The following is a 22,045-nucleotide window of genomic DNA, read 5'->3' on the forward strand; positions in this document are numbered from 1 at the left end:
CATACGTACTATCTTATTGCTCCTGCCCTTTTGTGCATTTCAATGTACTGTTCAACATTGTCACTATTAATTAAAGGACAGTCGATATCAATATCGATTTGTGTTTCAACACCAGTTAAAAGTTTATTAGCAGTGTCTAAAAGCGCTGCGGCTAAATCATAAGCACTTTGTAAGCTTGTAGAAGTCATGATACCTTCTTGGATTAATAAAACAGCTTCAGCAGTTCCATCAACACCATAAGATAAGATTCCATCAAATCTTGAATCATCCTTCACAACTTCTAATGCACCAGCAGCCATGTTATCATTCATAGCGATAATCGCATCGATTTTGCTGTTTGCTTGCACCCATGTTTCCATATAATTCATAGCCTCATCTTTGTTCCAGTTAGCAATTTCTTCTCCAACAATTGTCACGTCAGGACGTTTTTCAAAGAATTCTTTTTGCCAGCTTTCACGTCTTGCATCAGCATGGAAGTTTCCTGGAGGTCCCTTCAATACAACTACATTTGCACCTTGAGGGATTTGCTCAAGTGCAACAGTAGCATTTACTTTTGCTTGTTCATATGGATCAGCATCTACAGAAGATGCTCCTTGAATTCCATCAATTCTAGCGTTGGTAGTAATCGTGATGATACCTGCTGCAACAGCTTTTTCAGCATATGGTCTTTGTGCTTCACCATTGTTTGGCTGAATAATAATTGCATCATACTTGTTTGTGATTGCATTTTCAATTAATGCATTTTGTGTAGAGTCAGAAGCTTGACCGTCAAGAATATCAATAACGATGTTGTCATATTTATCAGCTTCTTCATTTACTGCGTTTGCAAGCCATGCTGCGAAGGAGTCTGCTTGTGCTCTTGCTATATAAGCAACTCTAAAAGGCTTATCGCCAGCTTCCCCTTCATCACCTGCTGGTGTTGTAGCAGGCTTTGAACATCCTGCTAAGATAGACAACATTAATGTCACCACTAATAAGATTGCTAACCATTTTTTCATTTTATTTCCCCCCTAGATTTTATTTTAATAGAGATTCTCTATTAAAAACTCATTAAATTTACTTTACTTTTGCTTCAATGCTTCCTAATTTCTTTTTCGTTCTCTTTGTTTTTGCCCATATATCATAGATTACAGCCAGCGCTATGATAGCACCACGGATAATTTGTTGTAAATAAGAGTTAACCCCTGTTAAAACCATGATATTGTCTAAAAATCCAACGATGAAAGAACCTGCCAATGTTCCTAGAGAAGTACCAATTCCTCCTGTAAAACTTGTTCCTCCAATAACTGCTGCTGTAAGTGCCTTAAATTCATAGCCAACCGCACCATTAGGCATCCCACCGTTTACACGGGACATAAAAATTACCCCTGCTATACCTACAAATATACCGTTGATGATAAAGGCCTTCATTTTTACTCTATCTACGTTTATACCAGAGGCGTTTGCGGCTTCTTGATTTCCTCCTACGGCATATATAGATCTGCCAAACACTGTATGCTTTAATATATACCAGGTCACCAATAGGGTAGCTATCATGAACAATATTGGTGTAGGAATACCAAAGTTTTTCCCCTGTCCGAAGGTCGAATAATTTCCAATCTGATAGATATTTTGTCCATTGGTATACATCAACGCTGCTCCTCTAGCCATCGTCATCATTGCAAGAGTTGCTATGAAGGGTGGTGCTTTAAACTTAGTAATCATCAAACCATTGATGATATTACATGCAACACTGGCTAAAATAGCTACAACAAAAGAAAGCAAAAGTGATTCTGTACTTACATAAGTTGATACCGAAAGCACACCTGCCAATGCTAGCACTGAAGCAGAGGATAAGTCCAGCATCCCAGCTATAATAAGAATTGTTTGCCCAAAGGCAAGTATGGTTACTACTGCAATTTGTATTGAAATATTAGATAAATTGTTTACTGAAACAAAGTTCTCATTAGCAAGCCAACACACAACAAATAGTACAGCCAGCACTAAAAATATACTATATTTACTTTTAATATCTGTCCATATTTTTTTTACATTATTGGTTTTCATATTATTCACCTCGATTTAACTTGTTGTTTCGGTAGCAAGTCGCATAATGTTTTCCTGTGAGAAATCATTCCTCTTCAATTCTCCCATGATGCTACCTTTTGCCATAGTATATATTCTGTCACACATTCCTATAAGCTCTGGAAGTTCTGAAGAAACCATGATGATTCCCTTTTTTTGCTTTGCTAACTCTGACATGAGTTTATAGATTTCGTACTTTGCACCAACGTCAATTCCCCGTGTTGGCTCATCCAAAATTAAAATATCAGGATTTGTAATCATCCACTTAGCCAAGATAACTTTTTGTTGATTCCCTCCACTTAGTGCTTCAATGGAAGTTTCCATGGTTGGTGTTTTTACCTTCATTTTTGTACAATACTCCTGAATTGTCTTCTCTTCTTCTTTTGCATGAAGTTTCCCACCATAAATAAATTTCTTTAGGGCTGCTAATGAAACGTTTTCCTTTACACTTCTGACAGGTATGATCCCAAACCTTCTTCGATCTTCTGAAAGCATTACCATCTTTTTATCTATACTACTTTTCACATTTTTAATCTTTATTTTTTCACCTTTAATAATGATTTCTCCAGATTGATAAGGATCTAATCCAAATAATGCCCTCATGACCTCGGTTCTTCCTGCCCCCATAAGGCCTGCAAACCCAATAATTTCGCCTTCATGAAGATGGAAGTTTATATCGTGAAATTTAACACCATCCGATAAGTCTTTCACCTCGAGAATCTTTTCGCCAATTTCTATTTCCTCTTTTGGAAAGTTATTTTCTAGTTTTCTTCCAACCATTTGTGCAATGACTGTTTCCATATCATAGTCGTCTTTTGATCTTGAATCTACAACACATCCGTCTCTAAATACAGTTATATCATCAGCGATTCTAAAAATTTCATCCATCTTATGGGATATATAAATAATACTTGCCCCTCGATCCCTTAATTCATTGATCTTTTCAAATAAGACTTCAACTTCTTTTTGCGTGATTGCCGATGTAGGCTCATCCATAATAATAATATCAGAGTTATAAGAAATGGCCTTAAGAATCTCCAGCATTTGTATATCCGAAACCGTTAAATCTTTAAGTTTTGTCTCAGGAGAGTAGTTTAGGTTTTCCTTTTTTAACAGTTCAATGGTACGTTTTCTTATTTCAGCCCAATCTACATTTCCGTATTTATTCGTAGGCCAGTTACCAACGAATAAGCTCTCCTCTATGGTCATTTCTGGTATATAATTTAGTTCTTGAAAAATCATTGCTATGCCAAGACTTCTGGCCTGGATAGGATTCTGTGCCTCTACAACCTTACCGTTGATTAATATTTCTCCTGCATCAGCTTTGTAAATTCCATTGATAATTTTCATCAGTGTTGATTTACCAGCACCATTTTCTCCACATAATACATGAACCGTGCCTTTTCTTACAGAAAAATTTATTTTATCTAATGCCTTTACTCCTGGAAACGATTTCTCAATATTAGAAACTTTTAATCTAACATCTTGACCCATTTTTTTCTCCTTTCATGTATTATAGCATTGAATACGTTTTCTTTACTTCCTTAATCTTATAATAAACGAAATCTGCTCATAACAAAATGGACTAGATTAGTTTTCATGTGTACAATATTAATGAAAAAAACAAAATTGTAATAAAAGCTTATTTTTTGTACTATATTATTATTTTTGTGTATTTTTTTACTGTAACTTTTCATCTAATCTGAAAATTTGCATAGTTTATACAAATAAATTGTCTATATTCATCTATATTACTTTAGACATAAAAAAATACAATCATGTTTTACCATAATTGTATTTTATAATTTTACCTATTGGTTTCACTATTGTTCAATACACTATCTTTATACTGCATAATGGTCATCCCTGTAATTTTTTTAAAGGTTTTAGAAAAATACTGTTGATCAGAAAAACCTAAATCATCGTAGATTTCTTTTATTTTACAATCAGAATCTACCACCAACTGTTTTGCTTTTTCTATCCTGAGCTTGTTTACATAAAGGGATATATTTTCTCCTGTCTCCTTTTTAAATAGATAACATACATAGTGCTTTGATAAGTTCAGATATTCCGCTAAAGATTGTAAAGATATTTTTTTCTGATAGTTTCTTTCTATATAATCGATGGCTTCTTTAATAATATCATTAGAATTATTATTCCTATAGGTTTTAACATTGTTTATTATTGTGATGATAATTTCCTTCATTAAGGCTACAACACTTTTGATTTTTGTAGCCGCCATAAGCCTATTATGATAATAGGTATAATCTTTTGCTTTATCTTCCTCCACAAAACAATGATAATAGCGTTCAAAGACATTGCTGATCATATTAGAGTAAAAGAGCTTTACTTCTACATCTTTTACAGTATTTTTTCTAAAAAAAGCTTCAGTCTGTTCTATTACTTCAAGAGCTTTCTGCTGGCTTTCTTCATTAATACTATTAATTAAAGATTGCTCATAACTTTTTTTCACGCTAAAAATATTGATATTTTGAAGAGTCTGCTCAGCAGCATTGATCATACAACTTTCATCAATATAAAAAAGCTGTTCCGCCTTCAACGCCACGTCCCTATAAACATCTGAAACTTCTTTTATATCATTAAAGCTTCGACTTATTACAGCACTTATAGGAATATCAAAATATTGTGCCACTGAACTGCGTATCAATTCAATAACCTCTTGCACCTCTACTTTCTTGATCTGTGTTTTTGATAGAAGAAATAAAAATCGATTATTGTTTTCTTGAGCAAGACAAAACATTTTTTTTTGTTCTATAATGCCAGATGCTAGATTAATGATAGCATTATTCATATGTTGCCAGTCTTGATCCTTGCAATCTGCTTTCCTCTCCCCATCATCTCTAAAAAGAGATATTAAAGCAAATGTAGATCCCTCTAGAAGAAAGCCTAAATCAGAAGATCTATCAAGTAACTGTGCATCTACCCTCATGCTGCCATCTAATAAATCTTCAAGCAATTTCACTTTAAGAGATGTAACATCTGTGCTAGTTTCCCTTTTTAGATAGTTATGATCTTCTTCTCCATTGCCTTCAGCATCTAAACTTTCTTTGATGCCGGTCATGGTTTTTATAAGTTCTTCATCCTCAGCTTCAAATTTTAATATATAGTCATCTGCTCCACTCTTTAGTGCTTCTCTTACATGTTCAAAATCGTTATGACAGCTCAAAATCAATATTTTTGCCTTTTGATTTTTCTCTCTTATTTTTCTTGTAAGCCAAAAGCCATCCTGCTTAGGCATAACGATATCCGTAAGAATCACATCAGGTTTATGAATTAGATAGGCTTCATAAGCCTGTTCTCCATTTGAAGCCTCTGCTACCACTGTAAAACCCAGATCTTCCCAATCTATTGTGGATTTAAGCCCTACTCTTACCAGCACTTCATCATCTACAATTAAGACCTTATACATTAAAATTCCTCCCATTCTGCACCACATGTCCTCATAAAATTACATTTCACCATTTTACGTCTTAGAAAACAGACTGCTGCAGATTAGTCTAATCTATTAAGGGCTTCTCCTTTGCATGGCAATTCAACGATAATATTTGTACCCTGATTTTCTTTTGTCAAAATCTTAATACCATAAGCCTCTCCAAAAGATAACTTTATTCTTTGATTGATGTTATTTAAGCCGACAGTACTAAACTTATTGGCATCCTTTTCTGACTTTAAAATGTTTTTTAATACCTCTGATTTAATTCCAGGACCATTGTCACTGACCTCAACAACTAACATCTCCTGACTAGTATAAGCCTTTATTTCTATATTTAGCGGCTCAGAGTCCTCTTCTTGTAGTCCATATATTATTGAATTTTCAACAATTGGTTGAAGTATAAGCTTTGGTATACAGCAGGAAAGACATTCCTCATCTATGCTATAATGAATCGTAAACCTCTCATTAAACCTTAATCTTTGAATTAAAATATAATTTTTTACATATTCGATCTCCTCTTCTAAAGAAATCATGTCTTTACCAAAGTTTATGCTGATCATTAGAAGCTTTATCAAAGCCGTCAAAGCATTGCTGGCACTTTTGGCACCTTGTAGCTTAGCCATCCAACGAATCGTATTCAGGGTATTATATAAAAAATGCGGGTTAATCTGTGCATGAAGTACTTCTAGTTCTAATTCCTTTTTATGGCGTTCCTCTTCAACTAATCTATTAATTAAACAACGCATTTTAGCGATCATATTATTAAAGCTTACCCCAAGCTGTCCAATTTCGTCCTTTCCTTCTGTATCTATCTGTACATCTAAGTCTCCATTTTCTGTTTTCTTCATCAACTTCATCATTTTAATAATAGGTTCTGTAGTCTTTATTGAGAAAAACAACATTAAGAAAGACGTAATAATTACATAAATTACACCTACTCTTATTAGTTTCCACTGAACCTCATCTATTTCTTTGTATAAGTACCAGTAAGGTACAATTTTAACAATTTTCCAATCATTTACATCACAGGTTGCATATATGGCAATTTTCTTTTCTCTATGATCTTTAAAAGAAATATGGCCGCTTTTCTTCTCCGCCATAAGAATTTCTTGTGCATATACTTCGTTTTCTATACTTTCTCCTATCTTGCTTTTGTCAGGATGACTTACGATTTCTCCATACTTATTAGCAATAAAAATCTGCTCAATATCTCCGCTTACAAGGTTTTTATAAGAATTTTCAAGGATAATCTCATCAATATCAACAGTAAGCAATCCAAGCTCTTCTAAGGTATTAAAATCAATTAACTTCCTTCCTAAAGAAAAGTAGTATTTATCAAACTCTCCAGCTAAAATTTTTATTTTTTCTTGTCTTGTATTAATCCAAATGATTTCCCCATCGGTTTCGGATAATTTGCCGATAGGCATATAATCCTCCATTTCAGCCACTTTGTTTACCCCTACAGAATAAACTCTTCTCCCTGCATAGACATAGATGCCATCAATATCTTCTCTTGATGTAAAGAAACTACGAAGCAAACTACGAAATGCCACTGCATCCATGTTGTTCTTATCATTTAATGCCCTGATCATATCTGTATTTGCTAATAGAGCATTTGAAAATTCTCGAATATCATTTAAAATAAAGTCAATATTATCTGCAGCCTCATATACAGATTGTACTGCTGATTCAGTATATTTCTTACTAATAATATCTTTTACAAGGCTTGAATATACGATAGAAAAAAGCATAATCGGAAATAGAATTAAAACAATGGTGATAGATATTAACTTAAACCTCAAACTATTGATAAATTTTATTCCGTCCATGTATCTGCTCCTTTAAGCTTGAGTTTACTCACTGAATTTGCTAATTCCCTAAGGCTCGTATTTCATCATACATTAATCTTGCGGTATCTTCAGCACTTAAATTATCACGAATCATTTCATGTAGGTTCTTAATAATGATTTGTTCTATATGATAGAAATTCCCTATCTTAGGACGATAATAAACATTTTCCTCCTCCCAGGCTTGAAGTACTGTAGGAAGTTGAAGCATTGTCCTGTATTTCTCACTATTTTCTTCTGCATACCCCTCAAGCACCTGTTCTATTGTTTCATCTGCATAAACAGATTTCCTTGGAGGGATTCCACCTCCTTCAGGATGCTGCAACACAAAAAGTTGTGTTTGAGGAGATGTCGCCCAAACTATAAATAACCAAGCAGCTTGCTTTTCTCTCTCATTAGCATGTTGATTGATACCGATGCCTGAACCACCAAATATATTGGCACTGCGTTTCAGTCCGTTGGGTAATATACTATAGCCCACTTTACCTGCAACTTTGGATGTAGCAGGGTTTTCGATTGCCGAAGCATTTTCATCCCAATTTGGCATCATGGCTATCTCACCATTTTTAAAGGCTTCGGCAGTATCATACCAGTCCCAGTATAAACTTTCAGGAGATGATGTATTGACTATTTTTTTATACATATTTAGGGCATCTATAAAATTAGGCTCCAATATCCTAATATGTCTAGGAGCCCTTAGTCCCAAACCACCAATATTTTTATCGCTAAAGTAATCTCCTCCATAGGCTGCCAACACATTTGAAAAGTCGCAAAAAATCGAGTTGTGTTTTTGAGCCATGTGACCACTGCCATACTTCACTTCGTCGACATTTTTTTCAATCCACGCTGCAATCTCAACGTATCTTTCCCAAGTAAAATCAGGTTGTCCAGGAGTCCAATCATATCCCTTCTCTTCCATAAATGCTTCTTTGTATTTTTCAAAAATATCTTTTCTATAATACATAATCATGGTTGTCGTATCGAAGGGTACTGTATACAGAGTTTCTTGATCAATAAAATAAGAATCAACCAAAATTTGTTTTTCAAAAAAATCTTCTATTCCACCTGGAATATGTGGTAAGTTTGGATCATTATTATACCGATTAAGATCCTCTAAATTTGTCTCAGCAAATCTGTTTAGTGTTTGATAAGGGTCTACATAAACCAGCTGATATTTTCCCGTTTTAGAAATAAAATCTATATTTATTTTTTGAATAAGGGTACTAAAGTCCATAGGGCGAATATTTATATTGATACCAGTTATTTCTGTAAAAAGCTGACTTTCTTTACTAAGCACATTGGCGTTGATATTGTTTTCCACTAAAAAATTCAAAGTCATTCCTTCAAACTGCCGCCAATCAAAGTCTATCGGTGCCTTGATATTTGGAAAAATAGAAGACATCTCATAAAAGGGAGCGACTACTAGCTGACCATTTTCCTCATCTGTTTCTTGAGAAGAAGAATATACAACTTTTTCTTCTATCTTGGAGGAAGGATTAAGAAGGTAAATTAAAAAAGCACTGATCAACGACATAAATAGCATAGTGACAATAATACTTTTTTTCATGCTCTCGCCTCCAAATATTTAATATAAAATCATAGTTTACAATATATAAGCATTAAAGAGTTCTCTTTACAGCAAGCAAAGCCGTAGAGAGTGTACGGAGGGTTCATCTGGCAGGTATGTCCTATTAGAGTTTTTTTATATCATTATATCATATTTTTGTTGGCGTCTATATCTAGTAAAAATTTCTTTTGCAAAGTATTTTCATGTTGAAAGATATAAACTTCAATAAATCTCAGTCACCAAATAGTATTCTTTATGTTATTGCTAAAACTATGATTATAACTTTATGGGAATAAATTTCCTAATTAACCGCAAAAATAAATGTGTTCTATAGATAAGCAGGTTCAAACTTTAATTTTGATATATACTGTCTACGGTTTCGCCCCAAAACCGTGGGCTGCAAATGTAGCCCTTAGTATATCAAAATTAAGTCCTGTTGTTGTTTATCTATATCTATAATTTACAAAAGTTTATATAAAGGAGTTTATACGATGACAGTTCTACAAACAAATAATATCACAAAAAAGTTTGGCAAATTTACTGCTTTAGATGGCGTAAATATTGAAGTGCATGAAGGAGAAGTATATGGTTTCATAGGTCCAAATGGAGCCGGCAAGTCTACCACAATTCGGATATTATTAGGTATCCTAAAGGCCAGCAGCGGTGAAGCAAAGATTTTTGGTAAGGATGCTTGGAGGGATGCCGTTGACATTCACAAAAAAATTGCATATGTCCCTGGTGATGTAAACCTATGGCCCAATCTCACTGGCGGCGAAGTTATTGATTTATTTATGAAACTACGTGGTTCCGATAATAAAACTTATCGTGAAGAGTTGATTGAAAAGTTTGATCTGGACCCATCAAAAAAGTGCAGAACCTATTCAAAAGGCAACAGGCAAAAAGTAGCACTGATTGCGGCTTTTTCATCCGATGCAGATCTTTATATTTTAGATGAACCAACATCAGGTCTTGACCCCTTGATGGAAAAAATTTTCCAAGAATCTGTAATGAATGCAAAAATGGCAGGAAAAAGTGTTTTACTCTCTAGCCATATTTTATCTGAAGTGGAAAAGTTATGCGATAAAATAGGTATCATTCGCCAAGGTAAAATGATTGAGACTGGGACATTAGCTGAATTACGTCACTTAACAAGAATAAATCTGCTTGTTGAGACAAAACAGCCAGTTACATCCTTAGGTGAAATCAAAGGGGTTCATGACATTCAAAAGAAGGAGCAAAGCCTTGTATTTCAAGTTGATACAGAAGAATTAGGCAATGTCATCAAGTATTTATCTGGGTTTGAAATTATAAAATTTGAAAGCACACCACCTACATTGGAAGATTTATTTATGCGTCATTATGAAGGAGGAGATAGATCATAATGTCTAAGGAATTGTATCAAAACACAGGAAGACTTATCCGCCTAATAGTACGTCGAGATCGTATTCGTATCTTCATTTGGCTAATCTCCATATCTCTTATCACAATACTCACCGCTTCCTCTTTTCTTGGGCTATATGCGACGGAGGCAGAAAGACAGATCATCGCTGAAACTATGGGGAACCCAGCTATGACTGCCATGTTAGGTCCTGGATTTGGATTAGCTAACTATACAGTCGGTGCAATGATGGCACATCAAATGTTACTTTTCACCGCTATAGCAGTGGGGATTATGAATATTCTAATGATTACACGGCATACTCGGGTGGATGAGGAGACGGGGCGTGTTGAAATGATCCGTTCCCTCCCCGTTGGGCGTTTGTCTAGCTTGACTGCTACTACCTATGTTGCTTTTGGAACAAATGTACTCTTGGCCTTTTTAGTAGGTATTGCACTATATATTCTTGGAATTGAAAGTATGAATTTGGAGGGCTCACTGCTATATGGAGTCGTATTAGGTGCCACCGGTATTTTTTTTACATCCATTACAGCATTGTTTGCACAGCTTTCAGAAAATTCTCGAGGTACCATTGGCTTTTCCTTCACGGTTCTAGGAATTGCATATCTTCTTCGAGCTATTGGTGATATCGGCAATGAAGTGCTTTCTTGGCTTTCACCCCTCGGTTGGGTTTTACGCTCTGAAGTATATGTAAATAATTACTGGTGGCCTATTTTTTTAACCATAGGTACAGCACTGATGATCTTGACACTTGCTTTTTATTTGAATTCAATCCGCGATTTAGAAGCTGGACTTATACCAGCAAAACCCGGTAGAAAAAATGCTTCTGCATTTTTGCAAAGCCCTCTTGGCCTTGCATTAAGACTCCAGCGTACAGGAATCATTGCTTGGGCAATCGGCATGTTCCTTTTAGGCATTTCTTATGGATCTGTATTAGGTGATTTAGAAGCTTTTTTTGAAGGTAATGAAATGATGAGGGAGTTGCTTACACCGATGGAAGGGTTTTCTTTAACAGAACAATACTTAACGATGTTGATGACAGTCATCTCCATTATGTGTACTATTCCAGCTCTTATCATGACTTTAAGACTTAAAGGAGAAGAGAAAAAGAATCGTATGGAGCACTTATTATCAAGAGCAGTATCCCGCACACGTATTATGGGAAGTTATTTGTTTATTTCTGTTACAGTCGGATTCTTCCTTCTGTTGCTGGCCATCATAGGTCTATGGTCTGCCTCGACAGGCGTAATGGATCATCCTATTTCTTTTGGTACTATCTTTTCTGCTGCAATGGTTTATTTACCTGCCATGTGGGTAATGATTGGGGTGGCGATATTCTTTATTGGTTTTCTTCCATCTGCAACCAGCTTAACCTGGCTATATTTAGGTTATTCATTTTTTGTAGTGTATTTGGGAGGACTACTTCAATTTCCTAATTGGTTAAGTAAATTATCCCCCTTTGGTAATATTCCCCAAGTGCCTGTTGAAGATTTAAATTTTACCAATTTTTTCATCATTACGGCTATAGCAGTGGTCTTGATGGTGACTGGGTTTATTGGATATAACAATCGAGATATAGAAGGATAATAAGAGCCCTCTAATTTTACAAAACTAGAGGGCTCTTTATAAAACTCCTAAACATTCACAAGCTCATTGATAAATTCCTGCAAATCATAATCTTCATGAAGGTGCAAGATTGACTTGGAGGCTTTGTCTTGCATCTCCGCATGAAGAATATGCTGAAAATCTAAATTGCTTTTTTCATTTTTTAGCCCAGGTATCTTTCCTTCAAGCCCTTTAGCCTGTATCAAAAACCCATTAACAATTTCTTTTGTAATCTCTTGATATTTCTTCTTTAATATAATTTTTTCATTGAAGATATAAAAAAGCTTATAACCGACTTCTATCTTTTCCCCCATTAAAATTTTTTGGAATTTAAGTCTTCTGTCCTTTTTAATAGTGGCATCATGCAAATACTTTATGTGCAATAATAAGTCTTTATAAATTGCAGCAGTTTCGAATTGAAATTCTGAAGCAGCTACTCTCATCTTATTTTCAATCTCTGATAAAAACTTTACCATACACGCTTGGTCTAACAAGATCTCTATTAAACAACATTTATTCTCCTCAAATGTATCCTTCTCTATGGCTTCAGGTAGTATTTTATAGGTAAATTTATAAGTATCTCTGCCTTTTGATAGAGGATATATATTTTGAAAAAGTTTTTCTAAATTTAAAAGAATCTTTTTATTTCTATATGGTCCGAAACAATTTGTATCTTCTCTTTCATTAAGGATTTTTACAGGTTTGAGTTTATTATAGTTTTCTACTTTCAGATATCTATAGTTTTGGTCATTTTTGAACTGCGCATTGTATATGGGCTTTAGCTTCTTTATGAGGGCACACTCCAGCATCTGTGCTTCTAGATGTGTGTCTGTAACAATATAATCTATATCATGGATATGAAACACCATTCTTTCAATCTTATTGGATTTTTCTTGCGTACTGAAATAGGACCTTACTCTTGATTTTAATGTTTTGCTTTTACCAATATACATAATGTTTCCATAGATATCTTTCATTTGATATATACCTGGTTTGGCTGGTATGCTATTAATTTTTTCAACCAAATTTTCAGGAATTCCTGACAACTTCATCCCCTCCTGTACTCATTCCTATCCATTTTCATTGTTGTCCCTAGCTTCTCGATAGACTTCCAAGACAGCTTTATTCACAATAGCTCCAAAGTAAGCGGTGAGAGTAATAGCAAAGACCATACCAACTAATCCCCCTGCTGCTGCTGGATAAATTACAATACTTAATAAAGAAAAAATGAATCCAAAGTAAAAAGCCATCTTTATACTTAGTCCTATATGATCCCAGAAGAAAGCTACTCCAGTACGAAAGTTTTCTAAGAGGGTGCCTTCATCAACAACAATAACATATTTTACATAGAAAAAAATCACATTAATGATAGTTAAATAAATAAAACCTCTGCTTACTAACATAAGAAAAATTGGATACATTAACAGTGTTTGAAGCAGGAAAAATTTTAACCATAGTCGATTGCCCAGTACAAAAAAATCTTTTACCCTCACATCTTTAGCGCTGATACCGCTAAGGATACCTAAATAGCCACCTTGTATAAAACTTATTAACAACAGTAGTGTACCTGCTAATAAAACATTAAACAGGGTCAATTCATTGATAATCCCTCTAAATCCACTGTGGTTGTATTGAAGTATTAGTGAGGGAAAGTCTTCCAGTATAAACTGTACACTGGGAGGGGCAGATATAATACCAATTTTAAAAGTAAATATCTGCCTTATAGGAATGTATTCCATACGATAAATCTGCTGATAAGTTAGTAATGTAACAACATCTAAAATAATAGGTATCAAAATAATCCATAGATTTTTATTGATATAGTTGAATCCGCCCTGAAACTTTCCATCTAATTTCATGCTATACTCCTTCCATACTATAAGTCTTTATATTATAATTTAATTATAACATATTTTAGATTGGAGGCATCCTATGAAAAAACATACCATGCTAGTTATTACAATTATAATGATTTTACTGACCTCAATAAGCTATATGTATGATCAATATTCTACTGAAATACCCACAATAATACTCCCTAATATTGATATAAATTCTTCAAAATTTGGAGAAATCAAAGAAATCCTTTGGGTAGACAGCTTTGTAAGTAGAGATCCAGCACTTCTTATTTTAGCAACGCAGGAAAAAGAAGGTGTTGATTATTCTTCTCTATTTTACTTAAATATTGATAATGAAGAATCCATGTTATTATCCGAGTCTCCATCCCATAAAAATTTAGATGCTGTCATTCTATTTGACAATACTTTTTCCAGCAGTAGTATTATTACTGCTTACAAAGACGGTATTGTAAGAACAACCCTTCAGCGTAACAACTTTGAGGATGAGGACTTGATGGTTAGTAATGACATGATCCCTATAGAAGGTTTTGAAACTGCCGATAGCATGGATTATAAAGGTCAGCTTTTCTTTTCAAAGTCCGATGATCAGCTTATTCATGCAAAACAATTTAATAGAGGATCTTTTTTTAATATGTTTCAGGCTAACTCCTCACCTAGTTATACAACCTTTTACAGAAATCCCTATTCTATTGTTAATGCCAACTTTATTGACAGCGTATTGACCTATACTTCTATCAATAAAAATAGTATAGATTTATATGCTATGGGCTTTGACGGTGCACCAGTAACGAGATTTAATTTACCTTTTATCAAAAATATTATTACCGCTAAAGCCATCGAAGATAACTATGGCTTTATTGGAATGAATGCTTCAAATGAAGAACAATTATTAAATATTTTTATGGTTAGAAAGTCTATCAAACATACTAGAGATGTACAGACACTAGATAAGATTCCATTTCACACCGATAGGTTTGGAGCAATTCCTTCTATAGATTCAACTACCTTTAATGAAAACTACACTTTAGCATACACTTATTATGACGAAAACCATCATGGAAAATTGAAGGTTAGTCGTTACAATGAAGATCCTAGAGTAATCCTAGAGGATGAAAATATATTTGGTCCTGTTAGGATAGCTAGCAAAACCCTTGATGATGAAAGAATGGAATTAATCCTATATTTTACTTATGATGATGAAATCAAAGTAAAAATTTGTGATGTGGCGGGAAATTTAGTTAAAGACATTACCGATATGATTATGTAGATGTATCTGCTGAGCTGTAATATCTTAATAAAAAACTGGGACAAAGAATTTTCCTCTGTCTCAGTTTTTTAGTTTGCTTTATTTTTTAGTTTGCTTTAGTTGTACACACTCTTGTTTTTCATACAGTGGCGAAAATTATTGAAAAAATTTCACAAAGTAGTTACTTGCCAAGTATATTAATCATCCTATTATAAACCTCTGTATAGGTTATTCTTTCGATGATGAATTCATATTCCTCTCCTGTTGCAGGAAAGTGCAAGGTCCTAGTATGCAGTGTTTCACCATTTTCTTGCTTCACCAACTGGTCTGTGGTTGTTTCTTGAAGTGATATTTTGTTGCCATCTACTAGAAGATATACTCTTGTAAGAATCGTATCTTCTTTGGTGGTAAGGGTAACAAAGGTAGCATCATTTGATTGGTAAATTTTATTGATTTGTACATTTTGCCCTAGGATACTGATGCTTTTGTTCTTAAGATCTTTAGGCAGGTGGACCTCCTCGGTCACGTTACGATCTACTGACAAGCTTTCTAGATGAAGTTCAAGGGATTGCAAGTCTTCTGGCAGTGCATCAAACTCTTGGTGAAATGTTATTCCCTTAAAATCTGTACGCATACCACTGCCTTGTGAAGGTACTTCTTTACCATTAGCCACTAGCTTTATTGTTACTTCGTTAGGTCTGAGTCGATTTCCGCTTATTTGATCTCTTGCCAGCTGAAAAATATTTTGTATTGATCCATTTATCACGGTACGGGTGGGGGAAGCAACCATAGACGCTAAGCGTACGCTAGTTTTTCCTGATTTAAAGGTTTCATGAATACCCTTTTTCAAGGTAGATCCCATCGCCTTACCTCTATCAAGCTTAAATTTTATTTCTCCCTCCTCTGCTATATCCCTATGGGTTAAATGAATTTTCAGGCTTAAATTTCTTTCATAGAAGCGAGGAGGTTCAAAGCTCGTAATCCATCTTATTTCTTTTTTGTCCTCGTCAAGTTCTCCCCGTCCACTTTCCTTCATATATTTTTTACGCCAGCCCTCCATATACATATGTGGGGAAATTTGAAGAAGATCTGTTTCGCCGCTAGGATCCTTTAAAGAATAAAAAGCCAAAAGCTGATTTTCATCAAGCATAATGCCATCTAGCGTCATAGTAATTCCATTCTGGAAAGTATAACTTTTTCCAATAACTTGACCTTCTCCTAGCTGGTTAAGTTGTCTCAATGTATTATTCATGATCTGATCATAGCCAACAAGCCGCTTTCCATAAAAAGCCAATGTGTCAAAGTTATAGCCTATTAGTAAAGTAATAAGACAAATTACAGCTATTTTTCCCATCCAATTGTTTTTTCTTTTTGTCACAAAGTTCTTATCCTTCAATGCATTATTTAGTCTTTCTTCTAGTTCTTCTGGTACTTCTATTTGATCCAGCTCTGCTTTCTTTTCATATAATAGTCTTTCAACTTTTTTCACTTTTCCTCACCTCCAAAACTTTCCTTCAGTTTATTGAGTCCTATTGAAATTCGAGATTTCACTGTACCTAATGGCACTTTTAATAGATGTGCTATAGTTTTGTAATCTAAATCTAAAAAGTAACGGAGCCTGATTGCCTCTTGATGCTTTTCATTTAATTGAGATAAATATTCTTCTAATAAAAGTCGATCCTCTTTTTGCTGAAGATTCCCCTCATGAGCTTCTTCCTTTATATCCTCTAAAGGAATTATATTTTTTTTGCTTTTTAAAAGCTTCTTACAGCAGTTTACTAAAATTGTTTTACTCCAGCTATAGAAGGCTTCTTCTTTCTTTAGTTGATGAATATTTTCATAAATAATGACAATCATATCTTCTATGGCGTCCATAGCATCTTCTTTATTTTTCATAAAAGTATAGGCTAACTTATAGTAATCCTGTTTTTGAAGCATAATCAACTTAACAAGTGCATCTTTATCTCCTTGTTTGGCTATTCTTATTAGTATTTCTATCTCCACCATGTCACCTCCCCTATATAAGAGTATCTTCCTAGCAAAAAAGTTCATTAAAATAAAATAATCCTACACGTTACCTTAACACAATTATTTCCAAATTTCTTTAGAATTGTCATCCTGAGGGTAGCAAAGGATCTTGAAATACCGAAGGATGACAAATTGTAGTTTGAGTTGTGCAATTATTTAATGTAGTAGTGAAAATTAAATATATACGCTCACTTAATTTCAAGTATTGACAACGCTAAAGCTCCTTCCAATGAAAATCCTAAAATTTGCAAACTCGCTACCGCTCAAACATACAAATTTCTTAACGGATTTTTCATTTCTAGTCACTAAGCGTTGTTACAATACTTTCAAATACTTTCGCTTAATATATTTAATTTTCCCTCGATATAGCTTGAGAAATTGCACAAGTCAAATTACATGTATAACTTAAACGATTAGGTTGGATATCTATATAAATAATTACTTTATCAGAAAAACCCTTTCTCCTTATTTAGATGAAATGATATATAAAAAAGACGACCTAAGCCGTCTTTTTCAGAAAATATAAAATAATTCTACTAGAAGTCATTTTTTCATCTAAATTTTTGATACTTTTTATCCTTAGTTATATTAATTTTTAAAAATGGGGTCAAAACCTCTAATAGCATTATTGAGGCTGTAGCCTTATATGTACAATTTCAGACCGATGCCCTACCCTCATCGGTGGTCCCCATGTTCCTGCTCCAGAGGTAACTATTACATGAAGATTTCCTATCTTCTCATAGCCCCAGTCTACCTCAAATATTTTTCTAGTGAATATTCTAAAAGGAAATAATTGCCCTCGATGGGTGTGGCCCGAAACTTGGATATCTATACCCTCTTTCTCAGCTTCATCAACACCGACCGGTTGATGATCCAACATAATTATAGGTAAATTTTTGTCAACATCTACCAATATTTCTTTCAAAGTTTTCCGAGGTTTTCCTTGGAATCTTTCATAAGACTTGTCCTCTCTTCCAACTAGATAGAATGAATCAGCTACTTCAATATATTCATCTCTTAGTACTTGGATACCTGCCTCCTGAAAATATTTTTCTGCCTTTTCCACCTGCCCACCAATATATTCATGGTTTCCCATCGAGGCATAAATTCCTAATGGGGGAGCAAGTTCATGAAAAACCTCCATCATATTCTGATCCACAAAAGCATCCACCCTATCGTCTATAATATCTCCAGGTATAAGGATTAAGTCAGCCTTTAGCTTCTTGATTTCCTGGGCAATCCTTTCTAGCTGCTTGCGATTAACCAATCTCCCCAAATGCATATCCGAAATCATAACAATATTTAATTCTTGAAATTCTCCCAATTCTTTATTCAACTGAACTTCGTACGGCACAACTACAGGACTCCGAGCACTCCACCATCCATATGACACAATGATAAATACTAAGCTTATTACTGCCATACCTATCACCACAGTGAATTTAGGCTGACTTATCAAAGCTGTTGGTATAAAGTGTAGTCTTCTATTTAAAAGTCCCACAAACTCTACTATAAGCAAAATCATTGTTAAATAAGTCATAATACCCAACCAATAGGCACCTACAACCTCAAAAAAATGATTTAACCAGCTTGGCAACCATCGGTCGCCAATACGGGCGATAAAAAATGAAAAGGCTACAAGCCCTATTAATACCCAATAGCCTATAGCAGAAAGTTTTAGCCCAGTGGCAACAACAAATTGCCATCCCCTCAATCCAATATAGTAGGTAATCTCCCCATAGATGAAAAGTATCATGCTTAATATAACAACAAATAATGGATTCATAAAATTTCCTTTCTATGTTCTTATGTATTATTTTTCAATTCCTTTTAAAATAACATATGAAACTTAAATATGCAAGAATTCATCTATAGATCAAAATCCAAATCATAGATGTTAACTTAACCGGATTATTTCCAAAACTCTCTACAGATAAGTAAAACTATGTTATGATTCCATAAAAGAGGCTAGTGCTCTACTTGCAGCACTAGCCTTTTTTATAAATTTGATCCATTATCATTTCAATAACAAATCTTTTTTTGCTTTATCTGAATCTTTTCTTTTAGGATTAAGACTCTCCACCTGATTCTCCAATGTTTCAGCTTGCTGAAACCAGTTCACTACAGTCTGTCTTTGATTTATACTATTCCCTTAACAAATTCTTTTTTCCTCCCTAAGCAGGATGTCTAACTGTATATAAGTGATTTTATCATTCTATACTTAATGCATAATTCATCTATTTATATAAAAAATCTCAAGAGTGTACTTGCCAATATCAACATAAAAGCTCCTCCAATACGAGAAGATATTTGAGCAAAAGGCATCAGCTTCATACGGTCAGAGGCTGATAATACAGCTACATCTCCAGTACCCCCCATGTTCGCCATACATAATCCCGCTGTAATGGAAGATTCGATAGGGTAAAAACCTACAAATTTACCTATAATACCAGAGCCTATTACACAACCAATTATTGTTACAGCTACTAACAATACATATTGAATTGTAAAGGCATCAATCACTTGTTGGAGGTTTGTAAAGGCCACACCTATACCGATTAATAATACACCGGTTAAATTAGTCATAACAAACTGAAACCACTGAAAAGCTCCTGTTTCATACTCTCTAGGCAAAATGTTCAAGGCTTTTACTACTGCAACTGAAATAATCATCCATGCATAAGAATGTACCTGCGGTAAAAACTTCCCAATAATACTTCCTAGTGTAAAGAAGGATACTGCCAACAATAATCCTCTTCCCATCATTGGAAAATTAATTGCAGTTTTCTCTTCTTTTTCCTCTACTTCTTCCTTTGCTTCAGCTTTCTTATTTTCAAGTTCCATAAGTTCACCATTACCAGTTAAGTTTGGTTTGGTTTTTCCAAGTCTGTCTAATAAACCTGCTACGACTATGGCAACAGCATTTCCTAGTGCTACTGCTGGTACCATAACAGAAAGCATTTCCCCAGAATCTACCCCTAAACTAGAACCAAATATCTGTGCCAGTGGTACTGCACCTGCTCCCATACCACCACCCATAATTGGCACACCAATATATAAAATAGCTTCTTTTGCCCCATAACCGATGATGGCTCCCACTAATCCTACTAGCCCTAATGCTACAGCAACACCACCTAGAATAGCTGGTAAATATCTGACAGAGGCTTTGATTAAAAGTTCTCTATTCATTCCTAAAATACTACCAGTAATTAATGCAGCAATATAAAAGTCTAAGAATCCTTCTCCCCTCATAAAATTGGACATAATCTCCACAGCACTTTCTGGTAGTACATTATATGTTACTAGTGCCGCTGAACCAAAAATAATTACAATGGATCCTCCACCCAAATAGTCCTTTACAATGGGTAAATGGTTTCCTACTTCATTAAGAATCAGTCCTAATACCATCATTAAAGCAAAAGCACCAATCATTCCCTTGGGTAGTACCTCCATATAGGTTGCTGTTAAAACCCCTACTGTGATCAGCCCAAAAAGTGGTAAAGAAATACCCATAATCCTATAACTCTTCTTTTCCTGTAATGTTACAGTTGACATTTCTTTTTCCCCCTTATCTTTTTATTTTTTTGCAACGCCAGTTTCCCTAGCAGCTTCTGCAACTGCTTCCGCTACCTTCTCTACAACTCTTTTATCAAAAGCATCTGGTATAACGTAATCAGGTTTCAGTTCTTTTTCATGAATAATACTTGCAATTGCATAGGCTGCTGCCAGCTTCATTTCTTCATTAATATCGCTAGCTCTAACATCTAATGCTCCTCTAAAAATTCCTGGGAAAGCTAAAACATTGTTTACCTGATTTGGGAAGTCAGAGCGTCCAGAACCTACTACTTTCGCTCCTGCCTTAAATGCTAAATCCGGCATAATCTCTGGCACTGGATTGGCCATAGCAAATATAATAGCCTCTTGATTCATAACCTTTACCATTTCTTCCGTAACAACATTGGCTGCAGATACCCCAATAAATACATCTGCACCTGTCATTGCATCCATAAGACTGCCTTTCTTTTGTTCTTTATTTGTTAGCTGCGTTATTGCCTCTTTACTGCTATCGTTTTCAGGGTTTCCAGCATAAAGAATCCCTTTTTTGCCACATAGTAAAATCTCCTTTGGATTCATATTTAGTAACATCTTTGCAATTGCCACCCCGGCAGAACCAGCACCATTAACAACAATGGTGGTATCTTCAATTTTTTTATTCACTAGTTTAAGAGCATTAATCAGTCCTGCTATTACTACAATAGCTGTACCATGTTGATCATCATGGAATACAGGAATATCCAATTCTTCTTTCAGTCTTCTTTCAATCTCAAAGCATCTAGGTGCTGCTATGTCTTCAAGGTTGATGCCTCCAAAGGTTGGCGCTAAAAGTTTTACAGTTCTTACGATTTCATCTGCATCCTTTGTATCAAGACAAATAGGAAAGGCATCTACGTTTGCAAACTCCTTAAATAAAATTGCTTTTCCCTCCATGACTGGCATTGCTGCTTCCGGTCCTATATCCCCTAATCCTAGAACTGCAGTACCATCAGTAACCACCGCCACCAAATTTCCCTTAGAAGTATATTTGTAAACATTTGTCTTCTCTTCATGAATTTTCCTACAGGGTTCAGCTACGCCTGGCGTGTAGGCTAAGCTTAGATCTTCACGATTTTTTACCGCCACCTTTGATGCCGTATAAATCTTGCCTTTAGATGCTTCATGCAGCTTTAAACTTTCTTTCCCTAAATCCATAAATAATCACTCTCCCTTTAAATTCTTTTTGTTATCTCCATGTTATAAAAAATTTCAAAAAAAGAAAACATTTAGAACCTTTTCTAAATGTTTAGTAAATTAAAAAAACAATGATTTTTTTTTAACAATACTTTACCTTTACTACACTTTTTTATACTTATATCATTAGCGTTAACTTAATCCATAATTTGTCATCCTGAGCGGAGCAAAGCGGAATCGAAGGATCT

16 protein-coding genes are annotated in these 22,045 nt (G+C 34.6%); 3 read left to right on the plus strand and 13 right to left on the minus strand.

Annotated elements, in window-relative coordinates; genetic code table 11:
- Positions 1-8: 8 nt before the first annotated feature.
- From CACET_RS12090 to CACET_RS12115, 6 genes are all read right to left on the minus strand, one after another.
- A complete protein-coding gene (locus CACET_RS12090; RefSeq protein ID WP_044824810.1) occupies positions 9-998 on the minus strand; it encodes a sugar ABC transporter substrate-binding protein in 990 nt (329 codons plus the stop codon).
- 58 nt (positions 999-1,056) lie between these two features.
- On the minus strand, positions 1,057-2,046 hold the full coding sequence (locus tag CACET_RS12095; protein WP_044824809.1) for an ABC transporter permease: 990 nt from the start codon (positions 2,044-2,046) through the stop codon (positions 1,057-1,059).
- 15 nt (positions 2,047-2,061) lie between these two features.
- Positions 2,062-3,558, minus strand: coding sequence for a sugar ABC transporter ATP-binding protein (locus tag CACET_RS12100; protein WP_044824808.1), 1,497 nt, complete (start codon positions 3,556-3,558; stop codon positions 2,062-2,064).
- A 313-nt stretch (positions 3,559-3,871) separates the two neighbouring features.
- The gene (locus CACET_RS12105) at positions 3,872-5,494 is read right to left on the minus strand and encodes a response regulator transcription factor (protein ID WP_044824807.1); all 1,623 of its coding nucleotides are present in this window, start codon (positions 5,492-5,494) and stop codon (positions 3,872-3,874) included.
- Positions 5,495-5,577: 83 nt separating this feature from the next.
- A complete protein-coding gene (locus CACET_RS12110; protein ID WP_044824806.1) occupies positions 5,578-7,347 on the minus strand; it encodes a sensor histidine kinase in 1,770 nt (589 codons plus the stop codon).
- Between the two features lie 40 nt (positions 7,348-7,387).
- Positions 7,388-8,932, minus strand: coding sequence for an extracellular solute-binding protein (locus tag CACET_RS12115; protein WP_044824805.1), 1,545 nt, complete (start codon positions 8,930-8,932; stop codon positions 7,388-7,390).
- A 491-nt stretch (positions 8,933-9,423) separates the two neighbouring features.
- Here CACET_RS12115 and CACET_RS12120 point away from each other — a divergent pair, with 491 nt between their 5' ends.
- Together CACET_RS12120 and CACET_RS12125 are read left to right on the plus strand one after the other, a co-directional pair.
- A complete protein-coding gene (locus CACET_RS12120) occupies positions 9,424-10,314 on the plus strand; it encodes an ABC transporter ATP-binding protein (RefSeq protein WP_044824804.1) in 891 nt (296 codons plus the stop codon).
- Between the two features lie 188 nt (positions 10,315-10,502).
- A complete protein-coding gene (locus CACET_RS12125; RefSeq protein ID WP_242846923.1) occupies positions 10,503-11,918 on the plus strand; it encodes an ABC transporter permease in 1,416 nt (471 codons plus the stop codon).
- Between the two features lie 47 nt (positions 11,919-11,965).
- Here CACET_RS12125 and CACET_RS12130 read toward each other — a convergent pair whose 3' ends face one another.
- Positions 11,966-12,982, minus strand: coding sequence for a GIY-YIG nuclease family protein (locus CACET_RS12130; RefSeq protein WP_044824802.1), 1,017 nt, complete (start codon positions 12,980-12,982; stop codon positions 11,966-11,968).
- 24 nt (positions 12,983-13,006) lie between these two features.
- Complete coding sequence (locus CACET_RS12135) at positions 13,007-13,795, minus strand: hypothetical protein (RefSeq protein ID WP_044824801.1); 789 nt, start codon at positions 13,793-13,795, stop codon at positions 13,007-13,009.
- Positions 13,796-13,868: 73 nt separating this feature from the next.
- On the opposite strand from CACET_RS12135, the gene CACET_RS12140 reads away from it, so the two are divergent.
- Entirely contained in the window at positions 13,869-15,062 is a 1,194-nt protein-coding gene (locus CACET_RS12140) for a hypothetical protein (RefSeq protein ID WP_044824800.1), read from the plus strand.
- A 160-nt stretch (positions 15,063-15,222) separates the two neighbouring features.
- Here CACET_RS12140 and CACET_RS12145 read toward each other — a convergent pair whose 3' ends face one another.
- The 5 genes from CACET_RS12145 to CACET_RS12165 all read right to left on the minus strand — a co-directional run bounded on the left by CACET_RS12145 (position 15,223) and on the right by CACET_RS12165 (position 21,818).
- Positions 15,223-16,530: a DUF4179 domain-containing protein gene (locus CACET_RS12145; RefSeq protein ID WP_044824799.1), complete on the minus strand. Its 1,308-nt coding sequence runs from the start codon at positions 16,528-16,530 to the stop codon at positions 15,223-15,225.
- Positions 16,527-17,045 carry a sigma-70 family RNA polymerase sigma factor gene (locus tag CACET_RS12150; RefSeq protein ID WP_044824798.1) on the minus strand — a complete coding sequence of 173 codons (519 nt, stop codon included), beginning with the start codon at positions 17,043-17,045 and terminating at the stop codon, positions 16,527-16,529. Before CACET_RS12150 ends, CACET_RS12145 begins: the two co-directional genes overlap by 4 nt.
- Positions 17,046-17,694: 649 nt before the next feature.
- A complete protein-coding gene (locus CACET_RS12155) occupies positions 17,695-18,855 on the minus strand; it encodes a metallophosphoesterase (RefSeq protein ID WP_044824797.1) in 1,161 nt (386 codons plus the stop codon).
- A gap of 455 nt (positions 18,856-19,310) precedes the next feature.
- Entirely contained in the window at positions 19,311-20,624 is a 1,314-nt protein-coding gene (locus CACET_RS12160; protein ID WP_044824796.1) for a 2-hydroxycarboxylate transporter family protein, read from the minus strand.
- Positions 20,625-20,645: 21 nt separating this feature from the next.
- Positions 20,646-21,818 (minus strand): NAD(P)-dependent malic enzyme, encoded by a 1,173-nt coding sequence (locus tag CACET_RS12165; RefSeq protein ID WP_044824795.1) that lies wholly within the window; start codon positions 21,816-21,818, stop codon positions 20,646-20,648.
- Positions 21,819-22,045: the final 227 nt, after the last annotated feature.

It is taken from the genome of Clostridium aceticum (assembly GCF_001042715.1).
Lineage (GTDB): Bacteria > Bacillota > Clostridia > Peptostreptococcales > Natronincolaceae > Andreesenella > Andreesenella acetica.